General features: G+C 43.5%; 10 protein-coding genes and 1 pseudogene. 9 read left to right on the top strand and 2 right to left on the bottom strand.

Annotation, left to right across the window (positions count from 1 at the left end):
* Positions 1-39: 39 nt before the first annotated feature.
* Positions 40-1,653, top strand: coding sequence for a dipeptidase (locus DW083_RS14480; RefSeq protein ID WP_122332851.1), 1,614 nt, complete (start codon positions 40-42; stop codon positions 1,651-1,653).
* Between the two features lie 10 nt (positions 1,654-1,663).
* On the opposite strand, the gene DW083_RS14475 is transcribed toward DW083_RS14480, so the two are convergent.
* Positions 1,664-2,584, bottom strand: coding sequence for an AraC family transcriptional regulator (locus DW083_RS14475; protein WP_115498370.1), 921 nt, complete (start codon positions 2,582-2,584; stop codon positions 1,664-1,666).
* A 1,118-nt stretch (positions 2,585-3,702) separates the two neighbouring features.
* Between DW083_RS14475 and DW083_RS14465 the strand changes: the two genes are divergently transcribed.
* From DW083_RS14465 to DW083_RS14430, 8 genes and pseudogenes are all read left to right on the top strand, one after another.
* Positions 3,703-6,885, top strand: a complete 3,183-nt coding sequence (locus DW083_RS14465; protein WP_122332848.1) for a TonB-dependent receptor — start codon at positions 3,703-3,705, stop codon at positions 6,883-6,885.
* Between the two features lie 24 nt (positions 6,886-6,909).
* Positions 6,910-8,874, top strand: a complete 1,965-nt coding sequence (locus tag DW083_RS14460) for a RagB/SusD family nutrient uptake outer membrane protein (protein WP_122332847.1) — start codon at positions 6,910-6,912, stop codon at positions 8,872-8,874.
* 93 nt (positions 8,875-8,967) lie between these two features.
* Positions 8,968-10,803, top strand: a complete 1,836-nt coding sequence (locus tag DW083_RS22965) for a DUF6057 family protein (protein ID WP_233552227.1) — start codon at positions 8,968-8,970, stop codon at positions 10,801-10,803.
* A 1-nt stretch (position 10,804) separates the two neighbouring features.
* Positions 10,805-12,277 carry a PD40 domain-containing protein gene (locus tag DW083_RS14450; RefSeq protein WP_122332870.1) on the top strand — a complete coding sequence of 491 codons (1,473 nt, stop codon included), beginning with the start codon at positions 10,805-10,807 and terminating at the stop codon, positions 12,275-12,277.
* Positions 12,278-12,431: 154 nt separating this feature from the next.
* The gene (locus DW083_RS14445; RefSeq protein WP_122332869.1) at positions 12,432-13,925 is read left to right on the top strand and encodes a glycoside hydrolase family 28 protein; all 1,494 of its coding nucleotides are present in this window, start codon (positions 12,432-12,434) and stop codon (positions 13,923-13,925) included.
* A 17-nt stretch (positions 13,926-13,942) separates the two neighbouring features.
* The gene (locus DW083_RS14440; protein ID WP_122332845.1) at positions 13,943-14,695 is read left to right on the top strand and encodes a glycosyl hydrolase family 28 protein; all 753 of its coding nucleotides are present in this window, start codon (positions 13,943-13,945) and stop codon (positions 14,693-14,695) included.
* A 14-nt stretch (positions 14,696-14,709) separates the two neighbouring features.
* A complete protein-coding gene (locus DW083_RS14435) occupies positions 14,710-17,592 on the top strand; it encodes a glycosyl hydrolase (RefSeq protein WP_122332844.1) in 2,883 nt (960 codons plus the stop codon).
* 28 nt (positions 17,593-17,620) lie between these two features.
* Positions 17,621-19,089: pseudogene (locus DW083_RS14430) on the top strand (glycoside hydrolase family 28 protein).
* Between the two features lie 369 nt (positions 19,090-19,458).
* Here DW083_RS14430 and DW083_RS22295 read toward each other — a convergent pair.
* On the bottom strand, positions 19,459-19,623 hold the full coding sequence (locus DW083_RS22295; protein WP_199659182.1) for a hypothetical protein: 165 nt from the start codon (positions 19,621-19,623) through the stop codon (positions 19,459-19,461).
* Positions 19,624-19,647: the final 24 nt, after the last annotated feature.

The raw sequence follows: 19,647 nt of genomic DNA, 5'->3' as shown, positions 1-19,647 counted from the left end.
TATATTTGCCATCCGAAATGATAGCTTTGCTAATTAATAATGATGAAAAATGTATTTAAGGCTGTTGTGTGCCTCTGTTGTGTTGTTACTTCTCTTTCTGCTCAGGAGCGTGTAGTCGAATTGACAAATCCGGATGAAAGTTGTACGAGTATTGCTGCCGGAAAGTTGGCTACAGCCGATGGTTCGGTTATGACATCCCAAACCTGTGATGGAACTTCACGGACTTGGATGGAAGTCGTACCTGCTCATGATTGGCCGGATACGGCGAAGGTCGACATCTATTGGGATCTCCGCCATACCGAAAGTAAAAACGACCGTTTGGGAGTAATTTTGAAAGGCTCCATACCTCAAGTCCCTCATACGTTTGCTTATCTGAACACTGGCTATCCTTGTATGAATGAGAAGCAGTTGGCAATGGGTGAAACGACAATTGTAGGACGTAAAGAACTGCGTAACCCGAAGGGACTTTTCCATATAGAAGATTTACAAGGAATAGCCTTGCAACGTTGTAGCACTGCGCGTGAAGCCGTCCTGTTGATGGGACGCCTGGCTGAACAATACGGCTACCGCGATGGAGGCGAATGCCTGACAGTTGCCGATAAAAAAGAACTTTGGTTTTTTGAGATTACCGGTGCGGGACCGGATGATCCGAGTGCATTATGGGTTGCCCGGCGCATACCGGACGATCATGTGACGGTGTCGGCCAATACGCCCCGTATCTCGGATGTGGATTTTAAGGATAAAGATAATTTTATGTATAGCAAAGGGCTGAAAGAAAAAGCCCTTAAACTGGGATATTGGGATGGGAAAGAACCGTTCAAATTCTGGAAGGTTATCCACGAAACAGGGAAAAAGCCTTTTACGATTCGTGATTTCTTTGTCTTGAAAACACTGGCGCCTTCTCTGGATCTGACGATGGATATGGAGGAACTTCCTCTGTCTGTCAAACCGGACCGGCAAGTGTCATTGGCAGACATCAACCGCCTGCTGCGTGAAACATACGAAGGTACGGAGTGGGATATGACAAAAGATATAATGATCACAAAAAAGATCAAAGATAAAGATGGAATAGAACGTGATACCACTTATAAAAGCCCTCTGGCGCAAAACTGGATGACGAACGACATGTTAGAATTCTTGAATGCGCAGCGGGGTGAAGAAAGGAAGATCGAGAAACAACGTACGATATCTGTCGTCTGGTGCTCTTATTCATTTGTGATACAATGCCGTGATTGGTTGCCGGATGCGGTAGGAGGTGTTTGTTGGTGGTCGGAAGATAATCCGGGAGAAAGTCCCCGCGTTCCGTTGTTTGCCGGGATGACGGATGTTCCCGAGAGCTTTAAGGTTTGCGGGCATAAACGTTACCGGCCGGATGCTGCTCTGTGGACATATCGCCGCACAAACCGGTTGGCGCAGGTTAGCTGGGGGCATGGGCGTAAGTTGATCGAACCGGCCGTTCTTTCTTTTGAGCAAAAAGCGGCAGACGAGATGCCTCTGATCGAAAATAAAGTATTGACCCTGATTAAAGAGGGTAAAGAAGAGGAAGCCAAGGCCTATCTCACCCGCTATTCGTCCGACTTTATCTATTCCACCCTTCGTTGCTGGGAAGAGATGGAAGGAGAGCTCTGGCATAAGTTCGGGCGGGGATTCTGAATGGAATCCCTTAGTGTAAATTCTTTTGAGCTTTTTCGCGCTGCTTCTCGATTTCTTTTCGATAAGAAAGCGGGTTTATGCCCGTTTTGCTCCTGAAGAAGTAGGAAAAATAATCCGCCGATTCGAAATTCAGTTTCATGGCGATGTCTTGTATGGACATATCCGTACTACTTAGCAAATCTTTGATCTTGCTGAGCTTCAGCTGCAACATGTATTGGTGTGGGGCGATTCCCGTATATTGTTTGAATGATTTCCTGAAATTGGAATAGCTCATGTTAATCGATTCTGCAACATCCTCGGGAGTAAATTTGTCATAGATATTCTCCCGCATCAGGACACACGCTTCCTGTATTTTCTGCATGGATGCCGAACCGGAGTCCTGATTTTTGCTGATGGAATAGATCAAACCTATGGTGTGCATGACAATTCCGGCTAACACTGCCTGGAATCCAGTCCTCTGTGCCCTGGCACAGTCAAGCATTTCCCCGAAATGCTTGACTATTTGATCGTTTATGCCAATATGAAATATAGGGTTTGCGTTATTCACAATCTTGTTTAATAAATTTTCAAAATATTCTCCGTGAAATGTAACGTAATATTCATCCCATCCGATATTAGGTTTGGGTTGATAATTATGCCATTGCCCCGGGAAAAGAAAAAAAGCGTCACCTTTGGAGAGCTTTTTTTCCGGACAGGTTATAGAAGAAAAGGTCCCTTCTCCTTTTATAATGTAGACTAATGCAAATTCATCGATAATTCTACCTCTTTCAGGATTGAATGTATATCCGATCGGATGCCCTTTGAGAGGGTAGCTGTCTTTTGAGTCAATAGATTGAAATCCAATTCCGCTAATAGACATGCTCCAGATGTTTTCATCATTATTTGTCGGTAAGTACTTTATGACATTATGTTTGCTACGGTCGAAATCCATTTGGTGCTTTTTTGAAGTTATAGAATGAAATTTTATTATGTGAAATTTGCATCTTACTCGCAAAGATCATAATATATATAGTGTATCCTAATCACGCAAACATAATATTTATTTTTCAATTTCCTTTGCTACTTGTTTATTTTTTTAGCAATATACTTGTTTGTAAGTTTTTTTGTTTCGTAAAGAAATCCCTGAAAAACAGGATTTGATATTCGATTGAATTTCTCCAATAGTCGATTTGGGAAATAATAGAGAATCTTATGTTCAAACCAGCATATATCAGGAATGTTATTTTTTTATTTCCAAGGACTTATTGTATAAAACGCATTTTTTAGACTCAAAAGATATCCGAAACCAAACAAATGTTAATCTGCTTTTTGGGCCTCAAAAAGGGACTTTTTCGCCTTTTTTTGAGCGTTTTCCACAATTACGACCGTCCTCTTTGCCATTACGACCGTGCTAATAGGCAGTGCACTCGGCACCTCGCGAAGATTAGGACGGTCGTAATGGCGATTTGCACGGTCGTAATTGAAAAGAGGACCGTCTTTAGGGCAAAAAAGCACCTGAATTTCCTTGAGATATTTGGAACGCCGTCCGTTTTATTTTCAAATATCCGATTCTCCGGGAGTTAAGGTTTATCACTTTGCTGGTGTTTCCCATTTCTGGCAATCAAATTGCACGGTTTTTCAAACTGCCTGCGCACCTCGCTCCATCTGTTGTCAGTAAAGAAGATTAAAACCGTGAAAAGAGTCAATTTAAAATCGATCAAGATTTCGGACGAAATAGAAAAATAGAAGGGATAGGGGGTTATTGTAAATTTAACTTGTTTTGTAGGATATGGCAGTCGGGGATATTGCCACTCTTGATTTCCTTCCCTTAACATTTGCGGTCATTTTAGTAAATCATAGAATGGCATTATGTAAACTGAGTTTTTATACATATATAATATTGTCTACTAATCAAGTTGAACAGATATTCTCAGGGAGGCACAATTATACTAAAATTATTGTATCTGTCAAAAACCGAGGGAAAAATATCATTTTTTCATGATTTTAAAGATAACAAAGGCGGATATTTGTGAAAATAAATATCGTTTAACCTAATAAAGTTTGGAGATTATGAGGAATCGAATTCTATTATTGCTATGTTTCCTATGCGTAGGATTGCAAGCATTTGCCCAGATTTCTATTTCAGGAAAGGTGGTTGATGCTGAAGGTTTGGAACTTCCGGGCGTAAATATCGCGGTTAAGGGTCAGACAATCGGTACGATGACAGGTGCTGATGGTACATTTATACTTCCGAATGTTCCGGGAGGTAGTAAGGCTGTTTTGGTATTTTCATTTGTCGGGTTTAAAACTCAAGAGGTGGAAGTCGGCAATCAAAAAATTATTAATGTGACACTTCTGGAAGACACAGAACAACTTGATGAGGTTGTCGTTGTCGGTTATGGTACTGCACGTAAACGAGATGTGTCCGGTGCCATTTCTAATGTAAGATTTTCGGATAGTGAAATTACTGCGTTACCGAACCCGAATGCAATTGCTGCATTGTCAAGTAAAGTAGCCGGTATGAAGTATGCTCCGACGAACAGTGCCGGAGGCGACAATATGGGATCTATGACCCTTCGTGGTAAAAATGCGATTCCTACTGCTGCAACGTCTGATAAACAGGGAGTCAATGCCCCGTTGCTTATTGTCGATGGCGTTATCTCTTTTGGATCGATCAATGAAATCAACACAAATGATATTCAAAGTATCGATGTGTTGAAGGATGCCTCTGCTGCTGCTATCTACGGTTCTCGTGCCGCTAATGGTGTGATCATTATTACGACGAAGAGAGGGCAAAGTGAAAAGCCTGTTATTAACGTTAATACGAACTGGAGCTTTTCAGATTGGACCCGTCAACCCAAAATGGTTTCAAATGAAGAGAAATTCTTTAGAAATCGTTTCTACTCAAAACAGGCAAGCGGTGACATTCCTGGGGATGCTGTTTGGTCTATGGATTACGACAAAGCACAGCTGCTGAATACGGTTGAATTGGATGCTTACAACGAAGGAATGTACACGGATTGGATTGATGAAGTATCGCGTGTCGGTGTTGCACAGAAGTATGATGTCAGTGTTTCCGGTAAATCGAAAGCTGTCAACTATTATATCTCCGGTGACTATTATCGCCAAGAAGGTATTATGAAAGGAAATGATTATGAAAAATACAACGTCCTTTCCAAATTGGATATTAAGGCAAAAGAATGGTTGACCTTTGGTTTAAAGGGGAATTTTTTAAGTACTAAGAGTTGGGGCGTTCCGGCTCGTATCCAGAATGCGACTTGGATGACTCCTTATTCTTATACGCATGCACGCCAGCCGGGGTATGAAGATTGGTATAACTCTCATCCTGATGGCAACGTAGTCAGTCCATTTTGGGGTACCGGTTCGGATGACTCATATCTGTGGACGGATAAACAAGATCGTGGCTATAATGTTAACGGAGTATTTTATACTCAAGTAGATTTTCCATTTTTGGAAGGGCTGTCTTATCGTATCACATTGAACGGTCAACGTAATACCGGTACACGTGATTTATTTAACGATCCCCGTATTTGGGTAAATACTGATAACACGGCTCAGATGGATGATCCTTCACAGTTCGGAGCAAATGCCGGAGGTTATTCTTATTCTTCCCGTTCAGCAACATGGAACGTTGATAATATCTTTACTTATACAAAGGATATTAAAAATCATCATATCGATGCGTTGTTTGGATATACACGTGAAGCCTATAATAATGAATACCATAGAACGGACTTTGAAAACTTCTCTGTCCCGACTATTCTGGGCGTCTACAAACAGGATCTGGCCGGTACTGTTAAAGTTAGACGTGAACGTACCAGCAGTTCTTCTATCGCTTATTTAGGCCGTATTAATTATAACTTTAATGGCAAATATTATGCAACTTTCAACTACCGTCGTGACGGTTATTCAGCATTTGCAGCGGGTCGTAAATGGGGTAACTTCTATGGTGCATCTGCCGCATGGGTTCTGAGTAATGAAAGCTTTATTAAAGATAATGCCAATTGGTTGGATTATTTGAAACTCCGTCTTTCTTGGGGACAGAATGGTAGTCGTTCCGTAGATCCGTATGCTACGGTAGCAAGCGTAAGTACGACTTACACTTGGTTTGGCGATACAAGCTCAGGTAGTGCATTTGGTATCTCTCCTGCTTCCCTTCCGAATAAAGCTTTGACATGGGCAACAGTGGAGAAATATAATTTAGGTCTTGATTTCAGCGTATTGAACGGCCGTTTGGATGGTAGCGTAGATGCCTATGTGGGTAAGACGACTGATATGTTGATGAAACGTTCCGTTCCTTATCCTACCGGTTTTCAGGAAGCCTTTGACAATGCCGGTAAAGTGACAAATAAAGGTATTGAGATTTCCTTGAATTCTGTGAATATCGATGGTGACGGTAAAGACAAACTCCGCTGGACTTCTAATCTGGTATTCGACCTTAATAGAAACACGGTTAAGAGCTTGTACGGCAAAGATTATAAAGGAGAAGAGGCTGATGATGTGGCTAATGCAGTTGCTTATGGCTTCGATTCCTATTATGCACTCCAAATCGGACATGCAATCGGTTCTGCCTATGATCTGAAGAAGTTGGGTGTTTTCCAGAGCCAGGAAGAAATCAATAATTATGTAGATTCCAAAGGTAATATGATTCAGCCGAATGCTGTTCCAGGTGACTTGAAATTCGAAGATTACAATGGAGATGGCAAGATTACCGGAGATGACAGGCATTGGATTGGAGACATGGATCCGTTGTTCACGGTTAATTTCGGTAATACGTTGAGCTGGAAGAACTTCTCTTTGTATTTCAATTTCCGTTGGATGCAGGGTAGCGATACTCATTTCTTAGGATTCGACCCTAATGCATTTGGAACAAGTATGGGCGGTGGTGCTCAGCTGGATGCAATTGAACCATGGACTGAGACGAACCATACAGACAAATATCCGCGTTACGGTTATGACAACTCGTTGAATTACTTGTATTGGAATAGTCGGTCATTCTTGAAGTTGAAAGACCTTGTGCTCTCTTATAATGTGGATCCAAGATTCTTGCAGAAGTTAGACATTTCTTCTTTGCGTGTTTACCTGTCTGGTACGGATCTCTTTACAATTACCGGATGGTCCGGACTTGATCCGGAAGACGGCGGTACGATTGCTTCCGGCGCTGCTTCAAGCCGTTATGGACGTAATGGTACTTATAGAACGTTCTCATTGGGTGTTAACTTATCATTCTAATAACATTATTAAAAAGGAGTAAATATGAAATTCAGTAAATATTTATTAGCTATGCTTGCCGGTGCCTCTCTTACTGCGGGTTTCACCGGGTGCCAAAGTGAAGATAAATTCTTGACCGAACACTCTTATACTTTTAACGATCAGACGTTCTATACTTCTGAATCGGATATGGAGATGGGATTGAACTCGTGTTATCGGCAGATTCAGTCATTAATGATGGGACAGACTCACGGTGGGCACTCCTGGATGATTGAAGGCTTGGGACTTGATACTTATGCGCCGACTAATGGTAATGGCGACTTTGGAAACTGGGCCAACTTGAATTCGAGTAACGGTTATACCCGGCACTGGTATGATAATTTGTACACGTTGATTAACCGTGCAAATACGGTGATTGATATGATGGATGAGCGTACGAGCATTACTTATTCTTCAGAGACAAGGAAAGCAGAACTTCGTGCTACGGCTGTTTTCTTCAGAGGTTGGGCTTATCGTGTATTGGCAAGTATGTATGGAAATGTGCCTATTCTGGAGCATCATGCTACAGAAATCCAAACCGGTTATGAACCGAGTAACCGCCAAGCTGTTTGGGAGTTTTGTAAGCAAGACTTTACGTATGCGGCACAAAATCTACCAATTAAAGTCGATAAACCCGGACAAATTGTTCGGGCTGCTGCTGACCATTATCTGGCAGAAATCAATTTGGCATTAGGTGACTTCAATGGTGCGGTAGAGGCTGCAACTCGCGTTCTTAACGGAACAGACGGTGATTATCATATCATGACAACCCGCTTCGGTTCTCGTGCCAGTGAAGCGACCGACCGTTATGGAAATTCTTTGGCTGCTCCTGCTGGTGCATACTGGGACTTGTTCCGCGAAGGCGGTAACCAGAATTCTCCTGATAACAAAGAGGCTATCTGGGTATGCCAGTTTAATTATAATACGTATTCTACCGGTGGTGGTGGTGACGAATGGTGGCGTGTGCAAAGTTGTACGACTGAAGCCAACTGGTTGTGTAACACAGTTCGTATGAACAATACAAGACGTACCTTGGCTGACGGAACTCAGGTTTATTTATTTGGTGTAAATACTGCTTGTTTCGCAGACGGTGTCGTAGGTAGTGCCGTTTCTACAGTCCCGGATGCAAATGGACGCTATGAAGCCAATATTGCGCGTGACTCTATAGGAGGCAATGTCCCTTATATTGGTAATATTATGTATCCGACGCGGTATGTATATAACGGCTTGTGGGATAATTCCAAGCAGGGTAGCAGAGAAGATTTCCGTGGTTCCGAAACGATGATCCAGAAGAATTGGTACACTCCCGGAGGAACCCGTTGGTTGGATGAAAAAGCTGCTGCTTATGCAAGAGCTGCCGCCGCAGTCGGTACACCGGACGAAGAAAATCTTCGAATCACGGCAAGTGATACAATCTCTATTTTCCCGCGTTTGTGGAAATTTACGGATGACAAGCATCCTAATGGGGATAATAGAGCTTACGATTGCGACTGGTATATGCTTCGTGTTGCTGAAACCTACCTTATCCGTGCCGAAGCTTATCTGGCATTGGGTGATAAGGGTAAAGCAGCCGATGATATCAACGTTTTGCGCGATCGTGCGAATGCACCGCTTTGCTCTGCTGCTGATATCAACATCGATTATATCCTGGATGAACGTACACGTGAGTTATTGGGCGAGGAACATCGTTGGGTTACATTAAACCGTCTGTCGGTTAACCCGAATGCGACTTATATCAGTGATTGCCATCCGATTCAGGATGAACAAACCGGTAATACGATGTATGATCGTGTTCGTAAATATGGTTTCGGATACGAAAACTTATCAGGATCTAACCAGGTACGTGAATGGAGTGAGGCTGAACAGAGGTATATCCCGAACTTTGCACCATACAACTATCAATATCCGATTCCTATTCAGGTTATTCAGTCTAATAGTGGCGTAGAATATCCACAAAATCACGGTTATTAATAGAATGTATTTTAATCATATGGGAAGGACGGTACTTATACCGTCCTTTCTTGTCATTTAATATAGTTCTTAAATTGTAATAGTATTAGGATCATGGGCTTCAGAAATAAAAATAGTGTACTTTTGGGAATAGGTTTTATATTATTCTTTGTATTAGGATGTTATATCAAAGAGACTCAGCAGTATGCCTTATTTTATCGGGAGCAACAACAGTTATTTTTGTTTGATCTGATTTATATAGGAGAGCTTTTTAGGCAACCCGGAGGCTTTGCTATTCTGATGGCCAGGTTTCTTGTCCAATTCTTCTACTCGCTTTGGTCGGGTATTGTTCTTACCACACTTCTTCTGGCTTTGATAACTTTATCCGTTTGGCTTATTCTTCGCAAGATAGGAGATTATTGGTATGCATTCCCGCTCTCTTTCATTCCCGGTTTGTTTTTTGCGGCATCACTGCTCGATAATAATTATCATTATGAGGGTGTAACGGCTTATCTTTTGATGCTGTTGTTTCTGTTCATATATAGTACTGTTTTTAAGCGAAATAAGCATCTGAGGCTGGTTCTGGGTTGTATACTCACAATTGTTTTATTTTATCTGGCCGGGTCGGTGGCGCTTTTGTTTGCGATTAGTGCTTTTTTGTTTGATTGTCTGAAAAAGCGGGAGTGGGCTTTACTTTCTTCTTTATATGTGATATTTGCTTTTGCCATGGGTTTCGTCGCCGTACAAGGCGGTTGGTTGGGGATATATACTTATGCTTATACCCCGTTATGTTATTATGAGGCAACGGTTACAGCTCCGTTTGTCCATTATATCGGTTGGATAACATTACCGGCCTGTATGTTGATAACCGGGCTTGTCGGCTACTTTGCAGAAAGGAGCCGTTATTTGCAAACTGTGGTCTGCCTGGTTATTGTAATTACCGGATTCTGGTCTTTCTGGAAGAGTTATCATTTGAATATGAATGCAAACCTTGGCGCTTTTTATCAGTATGAATACTATACGGTAAATGAGGAATGGGATGAGTTGACAGCTGTCAGCGCAAAGAATATGCGGAATTATAATGGTGCAAATTATCTGAATTTCTCTTTAATACAAAAAGGAGTACTTGCGGAAAATTTATTCCTTTATCCGCAGTTTGGACCGGCTTCTCTTGTTTATATACCGAAAGATAAAACACCCGATGTGAGACTTGCCCATATATTGTTTGCTATGGGAAATATGGGGGCTGCACAGAATGTTGCATTTAATGCCTGTCAGTCTTTGAACGGTTATAATCCGACCATGTTAAAAATGATATTGCAAATCGATTTGATGCGTGGCTCTTATGCTGTTGCATTGAAATATATAGAACTATTGGAAAAGACATTACATTACTCAGAATGGGCGACTTCACAAAGAAAGTTCTTGTTTAACGATGAACAGGTAGAGCAAGATCCCGTTTTAGGAACCGGAAGGAGGGATTTCCCGAATGAGGAAGCGTTTGTCCTGTTCGATTCGCCAATGGATGATTTGTATAAAATACTTGATACTAATCCAAGTGATGTAAAAGCTATGCAATACGCGATCTCTTACTTGTTGCTGGCAAAAGATATTAATCACACGAAGGAATTTATTGAAAAGTATTACGGAACACCCGGGCTGAAGTCATTACCCGTGCCGGCACAGGAAGCCCTGGTTTTCTTTTATGACTATTACCATACGTTGGATGAAGCTTATGCCGTGCAACATGGCATAACTAAAGAGCAATTGGCCGATTATCAGCGTGTGGATCTGGACTATTGTAAAAATCACGGAGTAACGCAAGAAACGTTTGACCGCTTTGCAATCTTTAAAGAGGCGTATGGGAAGGTTCGGCAGAGCCAATCTGCACAATCTCTGACTCAATATAAAAATACGTTTTGGCATTATTTACTTTTTGTACAAATATAATATGAAGAATATCTACAAATATATATGGGTGTTAAGTCTTGTGTTCTGTTGCATTACTTGTGGAAAGAATGATATAAAAATATCAAGAACAATAGACGAAGTTCCTGTAATATTCCCGGATTATAAGGATGTGACAGTCCCTTATAATATAGCGCCTCTGAATTTTTCCTATATGGGGAAAGAGGCGTGTCGCCTGATTGTAGCAGGAGTGGACGATGAGATGCAGATAGAAGGAAAGAATGGGCTTTTTTCTTTTTCCGGTTCTGCTTGGAAGAAACTGATGGAACGTAATAAAGGCGGGACGATTGAACTGGTGGTTGCTATTCAGACAGGGAATGAATGGGGCGGTTATAAATCTTTTTTCATACATGTCGCACCGGAGCCTATAGACGCTTATCTTTCATACCGCTTAATTCCTCCCGGATATGAAGGTTGGAAAGAAATGGGTCTTTATCAACGTAATTTGGAAAACTATACGCAAACAGCTATTTATGAGAACAAATTGACGAATGGTAATTGCGTGAATTGCCATTCTTACTGTAATCGGAATCCGGATAAAATGATGTTTCATGCAAGGGCGGAGTTCGGAGGTACGATATTGATCCGGGACAAAGTTATCGAGAAGTTGAATACGAAAACAGATTCGACGATGAGTGCTTTGGTTTACCCCTATTGGCATCCATCGGGAGATTATATCGCATTTTCGGTCAATAAGACGAAGCAAAGTTTTTTTAATCACCATCCCAATCGTGTAGAGGTATATGATTTAGCCTCGGATGTTGTTGTCTATAATGTCCATACACATCAAATCGCATACTCTCCACTGACTAAATCGAATCAGGCATTTGAGACTTTTCCTACGTTTTCGCCGGATGGGCGGAGTTTGTATTATTGTTCTGCTCACGCTGTCGATTCGATGCCGCAGAGTTATAAAAAAGTGAAATATAGTCTTTTGAGAATAGATTTCAATCCAGAGGATATGACTTTCGGAGATAAGGTGGATACTTTGTACAATGCCCCTTTACATGGGAAAAGCGTATCGTTTCCACGCATATCGCCCGATGGAAAGTTCTTGGCATTTACGTTACATGAATTTGGTAACTTTTCCATTTGGCATAAAGATGCGGATTTATACATGGTTAATCTGCAGACAAAGCAAGTTTATCCTCTGTCCGAAGCTAATTCGGATGATGTGGATAGCTATCATTCCTGGAGTGAGAATAGCCGTTGGATGGTATTCAGCAGTAGAAGGACAAACGGATTATATACCAGGCCTTTTATTACTTATATTGATGAAAAAGGAAAAGCTCACAAACCATTTTTACTTCCTCAGGAAAATCCGTTGGTGTATTATAAGCAGTTGATGTTTTCATATAATATTCCGGAATTGATGGTGAAAAAGGTTGAGGTGAGTGAGCATGAGATAGCAAAAACGTTAAGATACTCGAAAGAGATAAATGTTACTGTGAAGTAATCAGTCTTCGGCATATATCTTTTCTTTTTGCCAAATTTTTAATTATAAATATCAAAAGCATAGGTAAAGTATATGTGAACATCAATATTTTTGTCCAACATGAAAGACACATGGGAACATGGATTAATCTTATTTTTGTAAATACCGTATTATGATGAACAGATATAAATTTTTCTTTTTGTGTGTTGGCCTGTTGTGTGGTATGCACCTGTCGGCCAAGGATTATTATGCGACAGACTTTGGTGTAAAAGCGGATGGTAGGACACTGAATACGAACTCCATCCAGAAAGGGATCGACTTTGTGAACGAACAGGGGGGAGGCCGTTTGGTTTTTACCACAGGCAACTACCTGACCGGCACGATCTACCTGAAATCGAATGTGACGCTTCATCTTGAAGAAGGGGCTACGTTGTTAGGGTCGACCAATCCCTGGGATTATGAAAAAGATTCGTATATTCGCTGGATGTCTATGATCTTTGCAGTCAAACAGCAGAATATCGGTATCACGGGAAAGGGGACGATTAACGGACGCGGTTTTCAGACTGCCAATAATATGGTGGACTATATCCAACGGGGCATCTATGAAGACCCGTTGAAATTGAGTCGACCGAATGAGACAAACCGTCCGCAGAACATCTACTTCCGCGAGTGCGAGAATGTGACAATCAAAGATATAACGCTAAGGGACCCGGCAAGCTGGAACCAGACGTACGACCAGTGCAAGAACCTCTATGTCGACGGGATTCATGTCGACAGTAAATCCTATTGGAATAACGACGGGATCGATATAGTCGACTGTGACGGTGTCGTGCTGAAAAACTCCTTTATCGATGCGGCGGATGATGCACTTTGTTTCAAATCGCACGATGCGAACAGCATGTGCCAGAACGTGGTGGTGGAGAACTGCGTCGGCCGTTCGAGCGCCAGCGGTCTGAAGTTCGGAACAGTGTCCCGGGGCGGATTCCGCAATTTTAAAGTGAAGGATATCAAAATATACGATACCTATCGTTCGGCCATTACATTTGCGGCAGTCGATGGGGCTCTGATCGAGAATATCGAAGTGGACGGCGTACGTTCCATTCATACCGGCAATGTGATTTATCTCCGCATCGGTGACCGTTGGAGTGCAGGGAAGAGACCGATCATGAAAAATATTACAATAAAGAACGTCTATGCCGAAATCCCGATGGATAAGCCGGATGCAGGTTATAACTATGAAGGTCCGATCGAAGACCTTCCCCGTAATATTTCTCCGGCCAGTATCGTCGGGCTGCCGGACTATAAGATTCAGAACGTGACGCTCCAGAATATAGAGATCGTTTCTCCTGGCGGCGGCAATCCCTACTACGCGTATCGTGGACTGACCCCGGCCGAGTTGGATAGCATTCCCGAAATGGTTACATCCTATCCGGAGTTTTCGCAGTTCAAGGAACTGCCTGCCTGGGGTTTTTATATCCGCCATGCGGAAGGCATCACTTTCGATAATGTGACATTCAAGGCTTTGAAGAAGGATTACCGTCCGGCAATTGTTACCGACGATGCGCAGGGGGTGACGTTTAAAGATGTCAGGTTCATAGAGCCGGAAAGTGAGGGGAAGCAGCAGATATTCCCCTATAAATCAGAAGTGAAACAGACAGGATTAAAATAAAAGAACAGGATAACAAGATGAATAGAAATAAATTATTTGCAAGTGTGATCGGTTTGCTGGTTTTTGTGGCGAGCCTTTCGGCGAAAGATTATCAAGTCTCTATGTTCGGCATCAAGTCGGACGGAGTGACGCTTAACACTCGTTCCATTCAACGGGCCGTCGATTATATCAGTGAGCAGGGAGGTGGCCGGCTGGTCTTTTACGTTGGTCGTTACCTGACCGGTTCGATCGAGTTGAAATCGAATGTGACGATACGCCTCGAAGAGGGCGCGGCGTTGGTCGCTGTTCCTTTCGTATATGATTTTAAAGGGACTAACGGTTGTAATGCTCTGATCTATGCCGATAAGCAGAAGAATATCGGGATCGGAGGGAAAGGTATTATCGAAGGTCGTAACAAAGCGCTCAGAGCCAGTATAGAAGAACAGTTGCAGAAAGGACATATCAAAGGGGATGTATCCGATTATGCCCCGGCCCTTATCTGTCTGGACGGTTGCGAGGATGTGAAGGTTGAACAGATCACGCTTCAGGATGCTTGCAATACGGCCGGGATTTATAAAGATTGCCGGAATGTGACAATCGACAAGGTGGTTGTAAACGCACAGACTTCGGAGAGTAATGCGGTCTCTATCTCCGGCTGCGACGGCATGAAGATGACTGATTGCTATTTTAATATGGTGGTGGAGCCGTTGCAAACAGCCGGTACATCCCGAAATCTAACATTTACTAATTGTCTTACACCGGACGGCAAAGCTGTCTCGACCGATAAATAAAAGGGAGGAAAAATATGCAAAGGAGATCTTTTATCAAGCAAAGTGTTTTGTGGACAGCCGGATGTGCGGTAGGTAGCCGTATGCCACTCTGGGGTGCTGTCAGTGGGACTGATGAAGCGACGGGCGCAACATTGCGTTCCGGCGAATTATATAAGTTGTTCCGTAATCCGCAATCCATCTATCGCCCGTTTGTCCGTTGGTGGTGGAACGGCGATAAGGTTGAGGCCGACGAGTTGAAGCGTGAGCTGCACTTATTGAAGGATGCCGGTATAGGCGGAGTGGAAATAAACCCTGTTAAGTTTCCGGGAAATGATACGGACGACCTGGGAAAGAAATCCCTGCACTGGTTGAGCGACGAATGGATCGACATGTTGCAGGTGACTTTCGATGAGGCAAAATCTCTTGATATGACTTGCGACCTGATTGTCGGCTCAGGATGGCCTTTCGGGGCGGAGTTTCTGACAGGAGACGAGCGGGCGGATGTGGTGGTGAACTATTCCGAGAAGCTCAGCGGGCCGATCGACTATGAGGTTTCCCGCGATGGTCTGTTCTGTGCGGCCGATCCGGCTATCAGTTCCCCTTTCTTGGGTAAGAAAATGGAGCTGGTTTCCCTGCAATTGGTCCCTGAACCTTTCGGCAGCCTTGACCAGGCGATCGATCTGATGAAGAATGAGGTGGACGGAACGTTTAAGTTTAAAGTGCCCGATGGCAAGTATGTTCTGTTTGCCCTTGTCAAGATACGTGGTTTCCTCGAGGTAATCAATGGAGCTCCCGGTGCGACTGGTCCTGTGTTGAACCACTTCAATAAGCCGGCCGTGCAGAAATACTTGAATAATATGTCTGACAAGATACAGAACCGCTTAGGCCCGTTGTCCGGTAATATCCGCAGCCTTTTCACCGACAGTATGGAGCTGGAAGGCTCGAACTGGTCGTACGACATGGCGGAGGAATTCAAGAAACGCCGGGGGTATGACGTGCAGCCTTACCTGCCTTTCATCCTCTTTAAGATGGGTAGTATGGGGAATGTACTGACCTATGAACCGAAAGTCGAGTTTACTCCTGAACTCGACGATACGATCCAGCGCGTGCGGTATGACTTTGAATACACGAAAGCCGAACTGCTGCGTGAACGCTTTACGCAGACCTATCTGGACTGGTGCAAGAGCCTGAACGTGAAATCGCGTGCACAAGCTTACGGGCGTGGTTTCTTCCCGCTTGAAAGTAGCTTAGATTATGATATTCCCGAATGTGAATCGTGGACCATGACCTGGCTGCGCCACCGTCTGGGTGAAGAAATGTCGGAAGAAGATTACCGTCGGGGCCGTGCCTATACGATGGTCAATAAATATGTCTCCTCTGCCGCCCATCTGCGGGGCAAACGTCTGGTAAGTTGCGAAGAGATGACGAATACCTATACGGTCTTCAATATGACACTGGAACTGCTGAAGATCGGCGGTGACCAGACCGCTATCTCCGGTGTGACGCATTCTATCTTCCACGGCTTCAACTATTCTCCGAAAGAGGCGCCGTTCCCCGGATGGATACGTTACGGGGCTTATTACAATGAGAATAATAACTGGTGGCCCTACTTCAAATATTATACGGCTTATAAAGGACGTTTGGCTTCCGCCCTGCAGCATGGAACCATGTATGCGGATATTGCTATCCTGAATCCGACAGCCGATATGTGGAGCACGTTGGGTATGCAGAATGAACCGTTCCCCGCTACGACTAATGTGAAGTATAAGACGTTGGTATGGGAAGCGATCAGCAAGAACGGCAGTGGCTGCGATTACCTGTCCGAATCGATTATCCGGGATGCCGAGATGAAAGACGGATATCTGTGTTATGGGCCTCGTAAATATAAGACGCTGTTCCTGATCGAAGTAGAAAGCATGGAATCTGCAACAGCCCGCAAACTATACGACTTTGTGGCATGTGGTGGCCGTATCTTCTGTATCGAAGCCTATCCGCATAAGTCAGTCGGACTGCGGGACCATGACAAGCACGACAGGGAAGTACAGGAATATGTCGAAAAGATGAAACAGATGGACGGCCGTTTCGTGCTGCTCCATAAACCGGAGAAAGACTTTGTCGGCTGGTATCAGGGTGTGCAGAAAGAGTATGGCCTGGCACCTTATCTGACAATCGAAAAGCCAGATCTTTATCTGATGCAAAACCGTTATCAGGGTGATAATAAGGAAGAAATATTCTTCTTTAGTTATGCTCATCGCTACGATTCCCACCAGACGCGCATCACTTTCAGCAACGAGATCGCGAAAGGTCGCCAGGGATGGGTATGGGATCTGGAAACGGGCGAGCGTTATCGTCTGCCGTTGGATGCGAACAATAGTTACCAGTTTGATTTCGGTCCTGCCGATTCTCTCCTGATCGTATTCGATAAGCAAAAAAGAGGAAATGACTATAAACCGCTACCTGTCTCCGGTACAGACTTGAAAGACTTCTCGTCCGACTGGGATGTCGAGTTCCGCCACAGCCGTGAGAATACGGTGCAGAATGCACATTTCGACAAACTGAAGGATTTGAAGGAAACGGACTATGTGAACTTCTGCGGAACGGCTGTTTATAAGAAGAAAATCAATGTTTCCTCGCCAGCCGGCATGACGCTAAATCTCGGATTGGTGCATGGCGTGTCGGAAGTATTCGTAAACGGGCAGAATTGTGGCGTCAAATGGTATGGTCGCCGTATTCATCCGATAGCCACCCAATTAAAACAGGGGGAAAATACAATTGAAATACATGTGGTAACCGTTATGGGTAATTACATGAAGACACTGACGGATAATAAGATTGCTCAGGCATGGACCCGGAGGCAGGATGTTATCCAGCCGGCGGGATTGGTCGGACCGGTCACTATGTATAGAGTTGAAAGTTGAAAATTAAAAGTTGAAAAATAACGAAGATATGAAGATATTGAAGAAGATCGTGATGATGTGCTTTTTGATCGGGGCTGTGGTTCCGGTTTGGGCAAAGGATTATCAGATGACCATGTTCGGGATTAAATCGGATGGAACTACCATGAATACCCGTTCCATACAGAAAGCAATTGATTTTATTTCCGAGAATGGAGGCGGACGATTGGTGTTTAGTGTCGGACGTTATCTGACCGGGAGTATCCACCTGAAGTCGAATGTGACCATTCATTTGGGAGAAGGGGCAGTGTTGGTAGGTTCCACCAATCCGTACGATTATGATATGGAGTTGAATGCCTGGTATGGTCTGATTCTGGCGAATAAACAGGATAATATCGGGATTACCGGCAAAGGGGTGATCGACGGACGAGGACGTGAGCTTGCTAATAATTACGTCAACCAGGTCTATTCCGGTGTCATTAATGACAAATTACAGTTGGGACGTGTAGCCAACCGTCCGAAATTAGTTTACTTCCGCGAGTGCAAGAATGTGGAGGTAAAAGGGATTACGCTGATGAATCCGGCTTTCTGGACGCAGACCTACGACCAGTGCGAGAACCTGTTGATCGATGGTATTACCGTACATAGCCGCGCTTACTGGAACAATGACGGTATGGATATCGTCGATTGTAACGGCGCTTTGATCCAGAACTGTTATGTGGATGCTACCGACGACGCGATTTGTTTGAAGTCACATAGCGCTGACGCAATCTGCCAGAATATCGAGGTACGCAACAATACGGCTTGCTCCAGTGCGAGCGGTATCAAGTTCGGGACAGCTTCTACAGGCGGTTTTAAGAATATAAAGATTATCAATAATACGGTGTTTGATACGTTCCGTTCGGCTATAACGATCCAGGCGGTCGATGGTGGGCTGGTTGAAAATGTGATAGTGGATAGCCTGCGTTCCATCAATACGGGTAATCCTATTTACCTGGTTGTAGGGGAGCGCCGTGAGGGCCGTCGTAGCCGGATGGATAACGTACATATCTCGAATGTCTATGCGGAGGTCCCTGCCACAAAGCCGGATGCAGGATATGAGTATGAAGGACCGACGGAAGATAATCCCCGTAATATCTCTCCCTCCGGGATTGTCGGTCTGAAGGATAATAAGATTACCAATGTCTCGATCGAGAATGTAGAGATCGTATATCCGGGCGGTGGTAATCCTTTGTATGCGAGGTTGGTCTGGACGAGTTGGACAAAGTGCCTGAAATGCCGAAGGCTTATCCTGAATTTTCCCAGCATAAAGAGTTACCTGCCTGGGGATTCTATGTACGCCATGCGGATGGTGTCACGTTCAAGAATGTGAAGTTGACTGCCTTAAAGAAAGACTATCGTCCGGCTATCGTGTTGGATGATGTGAACAATGGCACATTTACAAAGATCAAGGTCACGGAACCGTCTGCCGGGAAGAAAGAAAAGATCCATGCTTACAAATCGACGAATATAAAGAAATAAGGATCCTTTCCGCATATTCCGCACGTTCCGCACTATACACTATTTTGTACATGAAATATGCTGAACTATAGTTTGTTATATTGAAAAGTGCCTTGTTGGGTTATGCGGAAAGTTATGATAAAAAGCGTACGTCTTTCGGGGAAAAGACGTACGCTTTTTATTTGAAAAACTTACGTTTATTTATCCCAAGATCTTATCCAACGTTTTCCGGCCGGGGTCAGAATAAAAATTAAGTAGACTAATGCTAATCCACCTAAAACACAGTAGAATATAAGTCCTGCACTCATTGTATTTCTTTTTTATTCGTTATTAATAATGTTATAAAAGCAGCAATAGCTATTAGCATTGCTACAATTCCAGATATATATATCAAATTTCCTTATCAGGGAAAATATCCAATGCCGCCGTGATAACAGCACCCCCGATAATCAACTTGGATATATCCAATAAATACCTTGCAACCTCTTTCGGGATGCTTATACTCTCTTCCTTAATCGGTAGCAGATGAAAATTTACATTCTGTCTTTTTCTCATAGCCAATGAATTTAGTTATATCAA

The organism is Parabacteroides sp. AF48-14, assembly GCF_003477465.1.
Taxonomy (GTDB): domain Bacteria; phylum Bacteroidota; class Bacteroidia; order Bacteroidales; family Tannerellaceae; genus Parabacteroides; species Parabacteroides acidifaciens.
The sequence above is the reverse complement of the archived record's forward strand: the minus strand, read 5'-3'. Positions and strand labels throughout refer to the sequence as shown.